Consider the following 14616-nt stretch of genomic DNA (forward strand, 5'->3'; position numbering starts at 1 on the left):
GCTTTGCAAAGCTTCACACGTTTTGTTTAATCATATCACCTAATCTTTCGATATAAACACAAGGGTAATAACTGTAACCATCTTGAGAGCTTGACACCTCTTCGGTGCTCATAAGTCGAGTTAATTAGTATGTTTTGTGTTGAATGTTAACTGATGTAAAATGACAGACGTGAAGTAATAACTTTCAGGGGGATAGCATTGAAAAGCGGGGATTTGACCTATAAGATCCTGAGCATAAGGGATTTTGGAATAGGTATGCTTAGAAGAAATGTTAAGGTCCAGCTATCTGAGAATAGGCCATCAGAAGATAAGCTAAGGGAAATTACCGAAAGGATCTGGCAAGAAAATGGCCAGGACGTTGAGGAACTCACTACGGTGTTCTATTTACCGGGAACGAATACCAGGTCGGTGGCATATGCGTTCGGGGGATGTATGAAGAACGGTAGATGCTATTCAACCTATTTCGAATGGTAATTACTCTTTAAGTTGTGGGAGGAATAAATGGCAAAAAGCTGGCATCCAAAGGAGCATTCGGTAATTAAGGAGACGATCCTAGAGAAGTATCTTAGACCGTGGTTTATGAAGACATCAAGTGGATTCCGTCACGTTTTCTATTTTGATACATGTTCCGGTCCGGGAGTTTTCAAGAACGGAGTAATCGGATCACCAATAATTGCGTTAAGGAAGGCACACGAGATCTGGAAGGTTCACCCAAAGACAAAGTACCACCTCGTATTCTGCGACATTGATAGTGAAACGATAAAGACACTTGAGACCGCTATTGATGAGCTGCTCTGCGAGTTCAACGACTCCTTTTCTGATGAAGTAGTAATTAAATGTCTCAACTGCGACTTCGTGGATGACTTTCAGAAGATTCTCGGACACGCTTCGAGTCGTTCCTCCGCTTCGTTTTTCTTCATTGATCCTTACAGTGCGAGAACGGTACCCTTCATAACCCTTGTCGAAGCAACCAAGAAAAATTCCTCGGAGATTCTATTCAATTTCATGCTTTCAGACGTAAACAGGAATCTAAGATTCTGGACCAGCTCTGACGTACAGAGGATCATGGGCGATGAAAGAGCTTTGGATGGTATTGAAGATATAGAAGAGATATCTAAGATCTTCTCATCAAACCTCAAGAAGCAAACCGGTTCTTTGATAACTAGATACTCAATGGTCAGTTCCAAAAAAAAGTCTCCATTGTACGATCTATTTCATCTAACAAAACACTGTGATGGAATCTCCATTATGAAAGAAGTAATGAGTTCATTGAGCAAGACGCCACACTACTTTTCTAACGACGATCGATACTCCAAGGATCAGCTAACCATTTTCATGCCCGGAAGCAATTACTCATTCGCCGAGGTGTTGAGACAATTGGTTGATAGGCAGGAGATGAAGGTAGAAGAAATTTGCGACTTCATCGTCTGCAGCGACAAGTTTCAGTGGTCGAAAAAAGACGTTAGGGCGCATCTTAAAGAATTGCTTGATAATGGGCAGATCGAGGTCACTTCCGGAAGCAAAACCATAAACAAGAACTCCATCGTCAGAATAACTGAAGAAACCTAGACAGGCAATTGATTCCACGTCTTACCGTCAAGAACCCGGCCGTTAGCTTTCTTGTTGAACCCCCCCCACTGTTTGAAGAAGAAAGCGACATCTTGATCTCTACACTGATCGCGAATTTCCCTCACCCATCTTGGATTAAGAGCGCGCGAACCAGGTCCGCTTTCCCCACCAGCGATCACCCAGTGTACTTTCCTCAGCTCAACGTAACCTATTCCGCCAATTAAGGGTTCCATTGAAACGAAACGGACTTTCGAAGGTACACTTTTCAACAAATCTATTCTATACTTATAGTCTGCACATTCAACTGTCACACCAGCCCAGATATTTGGTGTCCATTTGATCCTTTCTGAAATATCTAGCAGGCGCTCCGCTCGCTTTGTCAGTACTTGAAAAGTGTGCCAATAAGCTCTGTTCATAGTCTCAAATACACTCATTATGAAATCGTCGGATATGTCTTCGTGAAAGAGATCCCCCATCGATACGACAAATATCATTCTCGATTGTCTCCAGTCAAGTGGTTCATGTAACGACTCCGGATGAGCAGTAGGTTTGAAGCCGTTTTCATACTTCTTATTACCCATAGCTTTCAACCTTTTGCATAATCTTTCAGCGTAGCAATGCTCACAGCCCTTGCTAAACTTAGAACAGCCGGTTACAGGATTCCACGTCGCTTCTGTCCACTCGATTTTCGAACTAAGCGCCATGATTAACCCTCCTATTCTCTACGTACACTGTGAAAAACCCAAAGAAGAAAGATGCTCTATACTTTATGTTATCATATGTATACCTTGTTTTTGAAGCGCTTTTCATCGAACATCTCGACTAATCCTATGATATAGCTAGGAGGTGTTTTTATTGAGAAAGGCCGCTGCTTACGCAAGAGTCTCCACGAAAAAGCAGTCTGAAACCAGTATTGAAACTCAGTTCGAAATAGTCAAAAACTTCGCCCGAGATAACTCCATCGAGATAATTGACGAATTCCACGACAAGATCACGGCCTCCGGAACCGAAAAGAGACCGGGTTTCTCTACCATGGTCGAAAGGGCGCTGAATGGTGCCTATAACTTCATACTCGTGGACAAGCAGGACCGCTTTGAGAGAGACAGCGTGGAAGAACAAGTCATCATAAGGCAGCTGGAAGAAAAGAAAGTCTATGTCTTGTATGCCAGAGAGTACGTGGATCCCAGAACTCCCGCCGGAAGACTTCAAAGATGGATCAAGTCCGGAGTTAACCAGTTTTACATAGAAAACCTCCGGGAGGAGATAGAGACTAAGACCACAAAGGTGGCGAAGAGAGGATACTTTCTTGGAGGGGTCCCACCATTCGGATTCAAGTTGAAGGAAGTGAGAGATCCTGAAGCAACCAGAAACAGGAAGGTATATGTAATAGATGATAGCGAAGCTTCTTTGGTCAGAGAGATCTTCAGACAATTCGCTAATGGCAAAGGCTATGGGGAAATTGTCGCCTGGCTGAATAGGGAGGGCCATCTTACCAGAAGGGGAGGCCCCTGGTCACGAGCGTCCTTAGTCGATATGTTGAGAAACGAGAAATACTCGGGGACATTCACTTTCAGGAAGGGAAGAAAGCACAACTATCATGCGAAGAGAGACGACACCATCAGGGTGCCTGGAGCAATCCCGGCAATTGTAGACATCCAGACGTGGGAAACAGTGCAATCAAAACTCACGTCCATGAAGAAAGTTCGATCTAAGCCGGGGCCTGTTCTGAGAGGGTTCGTCTACTGCGGTGACTGCGGTTCGAAGATGTACTCGTCAGGAGCGAACCACAGAAGGTATCAATGTGGAAGGTGGTACCGAAAAAGGGACGTGAAATGCATCTCAATGAGTGCTGCTAAGGCAGACGGATTTGTCATCTCATACATGAAAAAGCTTCTCAATGAAGACATAGACTTCGAAGAACTGGCAGTTAGTGGTAGGAGACTACTACTCTCAGCGTCTCCTTGTCGAGGAGATGATAGGGAAGGTCATCATCTATGAGGGCGGCTATATAGATGTTCTTCTGAAGGGAGAAAGTGAGTCGAATCATACCCGTGAACTGTACTTTTGAATGGTGGCCGGCCGCCGCCACCAAGCATTTAGGGCGTAACTGCGTGTATGAAGCGCTCAGATTAGAAGAACCTAGCCTCCCATTGGGAGGCTTGTTTGATTTTCAGAAGCGCAATTCAATTCCAAAGAAGATTCCCGGCAACTCCTTCTTGAAGAGCGTTTCCCACTTCTTAGATAACCCGGGATGAATCATAACAGGGATCTTGGTCTTGTATCCAAGAGTGAGAACTCCGATCCTTTGATTCGCACCGAGGTTTAATGAGAGCTCTCCCTTAAAAGGACTTCAGCAAGTTCCCTAAACTGCTTGACGGTGACATTGTCTTCGTTCGAAAACAGCCGGTCGCAAGAAACGACCAGGAAGACGTCATAAAATTCTTCCAGAAGAGATCAGACTGGTGATTCTTACCTCCGAGAATCCATAATACAAGCCTATTAGAATAGATAAAGATAGATGGGACGCTGAATTAGCTATTATCTGGGTAGTTGTAGGTTTGAAGAGAAAGTTTTCTGATTCGTAGTTCTTAGATTTAGAGCTCTCAACAAGAACGGTGAACGAATGGTTGCCCTTCTCAGTGATCTCAGCCACTATGCCTTGAGTTCCCACTTACGGTGTAGTTATTGCCTTCGAAGTAGAGATAATCGTGAAGATTACTATATTGCCTATATTCCCGTAAATTATAACGAGGCACGGGCGATATTGTCGGCCTATATCATGACGGAGAATCATATAACCTCGTTCTTCAAGGGAACGAATCGAAAGAAATCGAAGAAGCTGCGAAACTAGTTCTATCGGGAATTCAATTCGATGTATGGAGATCGCTCGAAGTGAAGGAGAGCAATAAAGGAAGACTTGTTCCTCCGATTACGGTATTTGGTTTCAGCTTTGTCGTCATTATTTCTTTTGCCCTTGGCGGTATGGTTATCGGATTCAACATAATAGAAGAGAAAGAGTCCGGAGCTATGAGAGCTCTCATGGTAACTCCAATCGCAAAGAATGAACTCATCTTCGGCAGAAGTATCATGGGAATTGTGATTCCTCTATTCCATGCGCTCATTGCGACCTTGATATTCGATATTCCCTACATCGACTACCTGAAGCTGATAATCGTTAGCGTCGTGAGTTCGATAATCGGAGTAGTTGTCGGCTTTCTCATCGGTGTAGTTTCATCCTCTCAAATGAGCGGCATTGCAAATATGAAGATTAGCGGCTGGCTTTTGCTTATGCCTGTGACGCTAGCTTTCATACTTCCAGAGAGAGCTCAGTGGATATTCTTCTGGTCTCCTACTTACTGGTCATTCGTGGCGTTACGGGATATTCTGAACATAAGCTCAAAATGGAGCGGTTTTGCTTTCCAGGTTTTGTGGATCTGTCTAACGACAGCTATATTGTTCCTTTTGATGAAGAATAAGATAAGAAAGGGACTCCAGACTTATTTGAACTGAGGCGGGGTATTCCCTCGCCGTCCTCCTTCACGTGGATAAATATTTTTATGGGGCAAAAAATTAAAGGCACTATGATGATATTTGTGCAAGCATCTTCTAAGCGCTCCAGGAACGATCTGAGATGATTAGGGTCCATCTGATGAAAACAGCAAAAATCAATTCAGTTTCTCACAAAATTCTTCCGTTTTCCTCCCGTTATTTGAGCCAGATGTGATGCAAGAATTGACTTCGATTTTAGCTATAATTTAAGAGAAAGGGAAATTTCCTCCTTTTCTCTGTATTCTGCTGTTAGAAAAACAAATACACGCGAGGTGAGAGAGATGATTGAAGGCAAAGAAGTCGCCTCAGCTGGTCAGCTAAGATATGGAATGGTAGGCGGCGGCGAGGGTTCATTTATCGGTGACGTTCATAGAAAGGCAATAGCAATAGACGGCCTTGCAAAGCTTGTGGCCGGGTGTTTTTCGATTTACTATGACGACACTGTAAGAACGGCCAAAAAACTTGGAGTTTCAGATGACAGAGTATACAAAGACTACAAAGAAATGGCCAGAAAAGAATCTGAGCGAGAAGATGGAATTGACTTCGTAAGTATCTGTACTCCAAATGCTACTCACTTCGCAATCGCAAAGGAATTTCTCGAAGCAAATATTAACGTCGTTTGTGAAAAGCCTCTTACAGTCAACGAATCTGAAGCACAGGAACTTGCAGATTTGGCAAAAAAGAGGAATTTGCTTTTTGCCGTCGCATACGCTTATTCCGGTTATGCAATGGTAAAACACGCAAGAGAAATGATACAGAATGGAGCAATAGGTGAAATTCGGGTTGTCATGGGTGAGTATGCTCAGGACTGGCTAGCTACAAGACTGGAAGATACCGGCAATATGCAGGCAGCATGGAGGACGGATCCCTCACAGACCGGAAAATCGAACTGTGTCGGCGATATTGGAAGCCACATTGAAAATACAGTTTCCTACATCACGGGCCTCAAGCTCAAGTCGCTTTGTGCCAGTCTTGACTCGTTTGTCCCGGGCAGAACCCTAGATGACAACGCCGAGATTCTCGTCAGGTTCGACAATGGGGCACGAGGAGTCTTCTGGGCCTCCCAGGTTGCTGTTGGTCATGACAATGGCCTTAAAGTCAGAATATTCGGAAGCAAGGGATCAATAGAGTGGGAACAGGAGAATCCAAACTACCTGAAGATAGCATACGTTGGGGAACCGGTTCAAATTCTTTCAAGAGGTGGAGGTTACATGCTCCCGTCTGCGGCAAACGTCTCCAGAATACCTGCGGGACATCCCGAAGGTTACTACGAAGCTTTTGCGAACATATACAGAAATTTCGCAACGACTCTTATAAAGAAGAAAAATGGAGAAGATCTCTCTGGTGCAGACTTTCCCACAGTAGAGGATGGTCTGGCAGGAGTTAGATTCATTGGAAAGGCAGTCGAGAGCTCCCAGAAGGGAAGCGTTTGGCTAGATCTGTAATTAGGAGGCTTTAGTATGGGTAAGAGACCTGTTACACTATTTACCGGTCAGTGGGCCGATCTCACTTTCGAAGAAATCTGCGAGAAGGCCAGTTCATGGGGATATGATGGTTTGGAGATAGCATGTTGGGGCGATCATATGAATCTTGAAATGGCTGCGAAGGATCCAAAGTACGTCGATGAAAGAAGGCGAATCCTCGAAAAACACAAGCTAAAATGCTGGGCCCTCGGTGCCCATCTTATGGGGCAGTGTGTGGGAGATCTTTATGACGTAAGGCTTGATGGATTTGCTCCTACCAGCTGTAAAGGGGATCCCGAAAAGATTCGAGCATGGGGGATCGAGCAGATGATGTACGCTCCTACAGCTGCAAAGAACATGGGCTGCTATACTGTAACAGGCTTCACAGGCTCTCCTGTATGGAAGTTCTGGTACTCGTTCCCTCAGACAACGGAAAAAATGGTGGAAGATGCTTATAAAGAGATAGTTGATCTCTGGACACCGATTTTCGATAAGTTTGACGCTGAAGGAATTACCTTCGCTCTTGAAGTTCATCCCACCGAAATCGCGTTTGATTATTACACCGCAAAGAGACTGTTAGAGGTATTCAATTACAGAAAGACGCTTGGATTCAATTTCGATCCAAGCCATCTCATCTGGCAGGGAGTAAAACCCCACCTCTTCGTAAGAGACTTCGCAGAAAGGATCTATCATGTACACATGAAGGATGCTGCCGTGACATTGGACGGAAGGGCAGGGATACTTGGATCAATGATGACCTTTGGTGACACTAGACGGGGATGGAACTTCAGGTCTCTCGGTCACGGCCACGTCAATTTTGAAGAAATCATCAGAGAGCTTAATAACGTCGGTTACAACGGTCCTCTTTCAGTGGAATGGGAAGACAGTGGAATGGAAAGAGAGTTTGGTGCCAAGGAAGCGGCCGAGTTTGTCAGGAAAGTTGATTTCGAGCCTTCAAACGTCGCTTTCGACGATGCAATGAGAAGTTGAGGAGTGACCTAATGGGTGATGCCTTAATAAAGACCCAAGGAATTTCAAAGGAATTCTCAGGGGTCAGAGTTCTCGACAATATAGACATTGAGATAAACAGGGGAGAAATCTTCGGGATAATCGGAGAAAATGGCGCCGGCAAGTCTACACTTGTTAAGATTCTCAGTGGAATCTACACACCCACAGAGGGAAAGATCTTCTTTGAGGGTAATGAAGTAGATATCAAGGACCCCTTGCATGCAAAAATGATAGGAATCTCTATTATCCCTCAGGAATTCAACTTGATCAATGAGCTCAATGTTTATGAGAACATCTTCCTCGGAAGTGAGATTACACGCAAGGGGTTCCTCAACACAAGAGAGATGAAGAAGCGAACCATTTCTCTTCTGAAGGAGTTGAAGAAATCGATCGATCCCGAAGAGAAGATTGAGAGGTTGAGCGTGGCCCAGAAGCAAATGGTTGAAATTGCGAAGGCAATTGCTTTTGATTCTAAGCTCCTGATAATGGACGAACCGACGACTGTTCTTACTCTCAATGAAATTGAAATCCTCTTTGACCTAATGAGAAATCTCAAAGAGAGCGGCGTCACGATCATCTATATATCTCACAAACTTAAGGAAGTCAAGGAGATCTGTGATAGGGTTATGGTTCTGAGAGATGGAAAGATGATTAGCACCAGCCGAACTGACGAGGCAGATGAAGAAGAAATGGCGAGGATGATGGTTGGTCGTGAACTGAGCCAAGTCTTTCCCGAGAAGGTTTCGCCATCTGAAGAGATTGTTTTTGAAGTTGAAGGTCTAACTTCGCATGGCCTTCTGGAAGACATTTCCTTCGGTCTTCGCAAAGGTGAGATTCTCGGCTTTGCTGGTCTGGTAGGCGCCGGAAGGACTGAGCTTGCCGAGACGATCATTGGCATCAGGAAGAAAGACTCCGGCAAGATCAGCATGAACGGAAGACCTGTTGAGATTAAATCTCCTATCGATGCCGTGAAGAACAAAATAGCTTATTTGTCTGAAGACCGCCAGGGAAGCGGAGTTATCACTTCGTTCGACATGATAAAGAACACCACTCTCATTTCACTGCCTGCCTACTCTAAGATACTGATCAACAACAAGTTGGAGAAGGAGAAGACAAAGAAGTACGTCGACAAATTCAACATCAGGGCAGCCTCTCTGAAGACGAGACTGGAGTTCTTCAGCGGTGGGAATCAGCAGAAAGTGTCTCTTGCCAAATCCCTCGATCCGGAGCCCGAAATATTCATCTTTGATGAACCGACGAGAGGAATTGACGTAAACTCGAAGAGAGAAATATACAGATTCATGAACGAGCTAGTTAGGGAAGGTGTATCCTGTATTCTGATCTCCTCTGAACTTGAAGAAATCATAGGCATGTGTAATCGAGTGATCGTTATGAAAGAAGGAAGGATAACGGGAATCCTTGAAGGAGACCATATCAACGAAGAGGAGATAATGCTTCACGCCACTGGACTCAAGGGGGTTGCTTAGATGGCAAGAGAAAATGTTGGTAGACGATTCGAATACGAGAAGTTTGGTCCATTAATAGCTCTTGCGATTCTATTCGTGATATCCGCTTTCGCCAGCCCGTATTTTCTTCAGACTCAGAATCTTCTAAATATTCTGAGGCAGGTTTCTTATACTGGAATCATAGCGCTTGGAATGACATTCGTCATCATTTCCGGAGGGATAGATCTTTCAGTTGGGTCGATGGTTGCTCTGGTAGGTGGAGTCGTGATTCTTGCGCTTAACTGGCTTGTTGGGATATTCGGTGCAGGGGGGGAAGCATGGGCAATACTCCTGGCACTTCTCGTCGGTCTGCTCTTTGGCGCAGGTCTGGGAGCACTTAATGGATTGATGGTTACTCTCGGAAAGATTGCCCCTTTCATTGCCACCCTGGGCACTATGGCGATATTCCGATCAATGGCGTTGTATATCGGAAGCGCAGGTGTCTTCAGATCGCAGAGTAGGCTCTTCCCAGATCTTGGAATGGGGAGCATTCTAGGAATTCCGAACCCGGTTATCGTTTTCATAAGTCTTGCGGTAGTCTTTGCCATAATACTCAATAAGACACGTTATGGTAGGTACCTTTGTGCTGTAGGCTCCAATCCGAAAGTCGCAAAGTATTCTGCAATAAAGGTAAATCTAACTAGGTTTATGTCATACGTAGCAGTCGGAATAACCGTGGGATTCTCCGCTGTCTTCCTCTCGGCCAGATTGAATTCTATGAGTTCTACAAATGGTGGTCTGAACTATGAACTGGATGCTATAGCTGCAGTCATAATCGGTGGAACACCAATGACGGGTGGGTCAGGTTCGATCCTGGGAACGGTAATCGGAGCGATCACACTCGGAATAATCAACAACATGCTGAACATGCTGGGAGTCTCGCCGTATCTGCAAGGAACGGTCAAGGGAGTAGTCATAATTGGCGCGGTCTTGATACAGAGAAAGAGAGCTCAATAACCCCGTTGGGGCCAAAGGAAATAGGAGGTGTTTTTTGTGAAAAAGGCATTAGTTCTCATGATCCTGGTAGTGTTTGTACTCTCGGCTTTTGCCATGGCCGCCGAGAAGATTAAGATTGGTGTCGCCATCCCGAGTGCAGATCACGGCTGGACAGGTGGAATAGTATGGTGGGCACAGAGAGCAATAAAGGACTGGAACGAAAAGGATCCCGATGTTGAGTTCTTCCTTGTTACTGCCGATTCACCCGCGAAACAGGTTGGAGACGTTGAAGACCTCATGGTGAAGGGCATCGATGCTCTTGTAATTCTTGCTCATGATTCCGAGCCACTCACACCAGTAGTTGAGAAAGCGTACAACAGTGGGATATTCATTGTCTCTGTTGACAGAGGCCTCACCAAGCCTGTCGAAAATGTGTATGTTGCCGGCGACAACCCCGGTCTTGGAAGAGTATCTGGCGAATGGTTAGCACAGGCCCTGAATTACAAGGGCGATATAGTTGTTCTTGAAGGTATTCCATGCGTAATCAACACCGAAAGAGTAGATGCGTTTAATGAAGTCATGGCGAAGTATCCAGATATTAAGATCCTGGATTCTCAGCCGGCTTACTGGGATACTGCACGCGGACTCGAAATTATGGAAAACTACCTTCAGAAGTATCCTAAGATTGATGCTGTTTGGGCGCAGGATGACGACGTTCTTGTTGGAGTTCTTCAAGCCTACAGGGAATCTGGAAGAAATGATATCAAGCTCTTCCTTGGTGGCGCCGGATCAAAGGAAATGGTAAAGAAGATCATCGACAATGACCCTCTCGTAAAGGCAGACGTCACATATCCACCGTCAATGATCGCTACGGGTATTTCGATGGCTGTATTCGCAATGAGGGGCCAGCCTCTCGAAGGCTTCTATCAGCAGCAGATTCCTTCAAAAATAATCCTCGCTGCCGAGCTGATTACAGCTGATAACGCTGAACTCTACTACGAACCTGATTCGATATTCTAGTTTTTTTGGACCAGCTAGATATTCCCGGAGATCTTCGATCTCCGGGTTTTTGTTGGTAAAGATAAAGGGCATTTTCAAATCTCTTTTGAGCCAAGAATAAGCTATTGACGAATTCTCAGATATTGAATCGCATTGATGTAGCAAACTTTGTAGCCCTCTCTCATGTCATAAGCAGTGAGGAAAAAGAGGGGGCGATAGAATGAAGGGTTTTGGGGCAATGGTTCTTTTCGTTTTGGCTAGCACAACTGTTATTTCAAACGGGGTTGTGGTTCCGCCGTATCCGGTTGAAAGGGATTTGGGCGGATTTGTTATGAACACTCACAATGTTCATATAAAAGTCGAAAATGGAATTGCAACTGTGGTTATCGAGGAGGAATTTGAGAACACATCCAAGAGATTGCTTGAAGCGGTGTATCTCTTTCCAATACCTTCTTCGGCCGTGATTAGCGACTTCACTATGAAGATTGGAGATCAGGTTCTCAAGGGAGAAGTTCTGCCGGCCGATCAGGCACGAGAAATCTATCAGGAAATCGTCGCAAAAATGAAAGACCCGGCATTGCTCGAATACGTTGGAACTCAACTGATCCGAATGAGCATATATCCCTTTGAACCGGGAGAGAAACGCCAGTTCCTGATCCAATACAGTCAGCCTCTCGAGATTTCTTCAAATTCTTATTCGATGATCTATCCTTTGAAGATTGATAGCTTTCTCTCTGCGCCGATAGGAACTGTCAGCATTAGAGTATCGGTTCCATTTCAGATTGCAGAGGTCTATTCACCGACTCACCCGTTCAAAGAGATGATAGGCGCGTCTGGCAGGGATTACATATTTAGCGCAACTGATTTCATGCCAGGTTCGGACGTAGCCCTAGTTCTTACATCATCGGAAGACGAGATCCCTTCATCCCTCGCCACCCACTGGGATGACGCCATGAATGAAGGATACTTCCTTCTCACGATTATTCCTAGACTGAAAGAAGAAACAATAATTCCCAAGGATGTGGTCTTCGTTCTCGACATTTCCGGCTCGATGTACGGAGAGAAGATTGAACAGGCAAAAAGAGCTCTAAAGCAGGTCCTTCAGATGCTTCGCTCCGGGGACCGCTTTGCGATTGTGACTTTCGACGGCCAAGTCCACAATCTCACGGGAGGCCTGCTTGATGCTTCGGAAAGGGCTGTTTGGATAGAAAATGTAAGGCGCATTCAAGCAGATGGAATGACAAATATCTATGACGCTCTTCAGACAAGCATAGACATGTTCAGCAAGGACGACCAGGGAAGATTCAAAGTGCTCCTCTTTCTCACAGATGGGGCCCCCACTGAAGGAATTACAGACACGGGAAAGATAATCAACGATGCAACTCCCGAAGCCAGAGCCAGAAATATCCACCTGTTTTCTTTCGGAGTAGGAACGGGCGTCGTTGCTGAACTGCTGGACAGACTTGTCCAGGAAAATGCAGGAAGAGTAAGCTACATTGTCGAAGGCGAAAACATTGAAGGAAAAGTAACCGATCTATATAGAACGATCGAGACGCCGGCTCTGGAAAACGTGACTATATCTATCGAGGGATCTGAGGTCGCGAAGGTTCTCCCGACTGGGCCGCATTCTCTCTTCTCCGGACAGGCTCTAAGACTCTCCGGCATTTACTTTGAAGAGGGCGATCTGAAAGTTATCGTCGAAGGCACAAGAGGCGGGGAGAGATACAGATATGAGTATCTCTTCAGAGTTTCAAAGAAGCCTGACAGCCCATTCATTGCAAAGATCTGGGCACAGAAAAGAATTGCTCATCTTGCAAACTTCTACAGGTACGATTCCTCTCTCTCAGAAGCAGCAAAAGAAGAAGTGAAACAGGAGATCATTGCTCTTTCAAAGAAATTCAACATAATTAACGAGTTCACCTCCTACCTGATCGCCCCTGAGCGAGTACAGACCTCTACCATGGGAGACAGGGGCGGTTTCAGCGGGGCCCCCGCTGTAGATGCCGTAATGGCTGCAAAGTCTGTTGCCGAGATGGAACAAGACCAGTTTGTCGAAGGTGGAGCCTCTGACTACAAGTTTGTTGACAGTGTAGGATTTGCTCTCGAAGGAGAGATATGGATTCAGGACGATGAAAAGGTCAAGACACTTGAACCGATAAGCCTTGTTGCTTACAGCGAAGCTTATTTTGAGTTAGCCGACAGAAGCAAGTGGGTAGAAAAGGTTTTTGCGCTAGGGGAAAAAGTCAAGTTCATCTTCAATGGAATCCTTTTCGAAATTTCAGACGAAGGAATAGAGAGCGTTGAAGAGCTGAACGAAATCTTGAAGTAGGCATTGTTCTCAACAGAAAGCCTGATAAAGAGCATATCAGCTAGAAGGAACGCAAAACAATTGCGTTCCTTTTGACTGGGGTTGAGTTATTATTTATTACCCGAAAGTTTTTTGTGCGGATCAGCGCCGTTGCTCATGAAGTATCACTTGAATACTGTTGAGACCAAGCATTGAACCGAGAGCATAAGAAAGTGCTGTGTCGAGATTCTCCTTTTAGAAAGGGTGAACGTCGTTCGTCCGCAACTATTGGGTCTCCCTTCCTTCATCAAATGAATTCTCATGGCCCCAGTAACTTCTATCATCGGCTTTTTAAGCTCAGCATCAATAGGTTATTGGTTAACGCAATGTAAAAAACCGAGTCTGTTGTAGGTATATAAGCAATGACTTGAATTCTAAGGAATGGTTTTTCTACAATGATGGTGGCAGTCAGGGAGAAGGTAGAGACTTGGAGTCTATCAGCCTTCCTTATGGAGGAAGAGCTACGTGGGGACAGCACTCATCTTCTTCCTGGGAGTACTTCAGGTTCTATGATAAGTTCATCCGGGGAAAGATCCTCAGGAACTCTACAACAGGGAAATCGGTACTCACAGACTGCTAATCCATTTATTGTGAGGTGTTGGTTAGATGAAAAAGCAAAGTGGTACGATCGTAGGTATCGACTGGTCAGCTGACTCCCACACTTGCTATGACCTCAAGGCTGACAAGAGTTTCAAGATCCCAGACTCTGTTAAAGGTTACGAAAGACTGCTTAACGATTATCCAGAGGCAGTTTTCGTGATCGAAGAAGCAAACAACAGGATAGGAGACTACCTTCTCATTAACAATAGAGAGGTGTATGTCTTACCACCTTGTAGGTTCAAAGAAGCCAGGAAGTATCATTTCAGTTCTGGAGCAAAGAGCGATAGTCTGGATGCCAAGGCAATAGCTCTTACCTTCAAGGAACATCCCTCTTATTGTCTCAAGGCAAGATATTCAGGGGTGGGAGCGAAGATAACTAAACTGGTGACTATGTTCAACATTGTATCTAAGTCTCATAGTCAACAGTGCAACAGATTGTATTCAGTCCTATTGAGGTATTTCCCCGAATACTTGCACATTATGGATAGGCAGTACAGATCAAATACCTCCTTGAAGGTTCTGAGCATTTACCCCACGATAACTGAATTGAGGAAGGTTTCGAACGAAGAGCTTAGGAAGATACTGAACAAAGAGAACCACAGAATGACGAGTGGCTTGAGAAAGAAGCTTGACAGGATAA

The 14616-nt window shown here is 45.0% G+C and carries 12 protein-coding genes; 11 read left to right on the top strand and 1 reads right to left on the bottom strand.

Annotated features, from left to right (window positions below; all coding sequences use genetic code 11):
• Positions 1-198: 198 nt before the first annotated feature.
• Together B3K42_RS01775 and tcmP are read left to right on the top strand one after the other, a co-directional pair.
• On the top strand, positions 199-474 hold the full coding sequence (locus B3K42_RS01775; RefSeq protein WP_110990832.1) for a hypothetical protein: 276 nt from the start codon (positions 199-201) through the stop codon (positions 472-474).
• 27 nt (positions 475-501) lie between these two features.
• Complete coding sequence (gene tcmP / locus B3K42_RS01780) at positions 502-1569, top strand: three-Cys-motif partner protein TcmP (protein ID WP_110990831.1); 1068 nt, start codon at positions 502-504, stop codon at positions 1567-1569.
• Here tcmP and B3K42_RS01785 read toward each other — a convergent pair.
• Positions 1566-2273 (bottom strand): DUF5131 family protein, encoded by a 708-nt coding sequence (locus B3K42_RS01785; protein WP_110990830.1) that lies wholly within the window; start codon positions 2271-2273, stop codon positions 1566-1568. The two genes, tcmP and B3K42_RS01785, sit on opposite strands and share 4 nt — an antisense overlap.
• Before the next feature lie 151 nt (positions 2274-2424).
• Between B3K42_RS01785 and B3K42_RS01790 the strand changes: the two genes are divergently transcribed.
• The 9 genes from B3K42_RS01790 to B3K42_RS01830 form a co-directional block, all read left to right on the top strand.
• Complete coding sequence (locus B3K42_RS01790; RefSeq protein ID WP_181419099.1) at positions 2425-3567, top strand: recombinase family protein; 1143 nt, start codon at positions 2425-2427, stop codon at positions 3565-3567.
• Between the two features lie 894 nt (positions 3568-4461).
• Entirely contained in the window at positions 4462-5079 is a 618-nt protein-coding gene (locus B3K42_RS01795; protein ID WP_258367354.1) for an ABC transporter permease, read from the top strand.
• Between the two features lie 320 nt (positions 5080-5399).
• Complete coding sequence (locus B3K42_RS01800; RefSeq protein WP_110990826.1) at positions 5400-6563, top strand: Gfo/Idh/MocA family protein; 1164 nt, start codon at positions 5400-5402, stop codon at positions 6561-6563.
• A gap of 15 nt (positions 6564-6578) precedes the next feature.
• A complete protein-coding gene (locus tag B3K42_RS01805; RefSeq protein ID WP_110990825.1) occupies positions 6579-7571 on the top strand; it encodes a sugar phosphate isomerase/epimerase family protein in 993 nt (330 codons plus the stop codon).
• An 11-nt stretch (positions 7572-7582) separates the two neighbouring features.
• A complete protein-coding gene (locus B3K42_RS01810) occupies positions 7583-9076 on the top strand; it encodes a sugar ABC transporter ATP-binding protein (protein ID WP_110990824.1) in 1494 nt (497 codons plus the stop codon).
• Positions 9077-10051 carry an ABC transporter permease gene (locus B3K42_RS01815; RefSeq protein WP_110990823.1) on the top strand — a complete coding sequence of 325 codons (975 nt, stop codon included), beginning with the start codon at positions 9077-9079 and terminating at the stop codon, positions 10049-10051.
• 36 nt (positions 10052-10087) lie between these two features.
• On the top strand, positions 10088-11050 hold the full coding sequence (locus B3K42_RS01820; RefSeq protein WP_110990822.1) for an ABC transporter substrate-binding protein: 963 nt from the start codon (positions 10088-10090) through the stop codon (positions 11048-11050).
• Between the two features lie 199 nt (positions 11051-11249).
• Complete coding sequence (locus B3K42_RS01825; RefSeq protein ID WP_110990821.1) at positions 11250-13358, top strand: VIT domain-containing protein; 2109 nt, start codon at positions 11250-11252, stop codon at positions 13356-13358.
• A 624-nt stretch (positions 13359-13982) separates the two neighbouring features.
• Positions 13983-14616: IS110 family transposase (locus tag B3K42_RS01830; RefSeq protein WP_292596478.1), on the top strand; the 634-nt coding region annotated here is incomplete at its 3' end.

The sequence above is a fragment of the Mesotoga sp. UBA6090 genome (assembly GCF_002435945.1).
Classification (GTDB): Bacteria; Thermotogota; Thermotogae; order Petrotogales; family Kosmotogaceae; genus Mesotoga.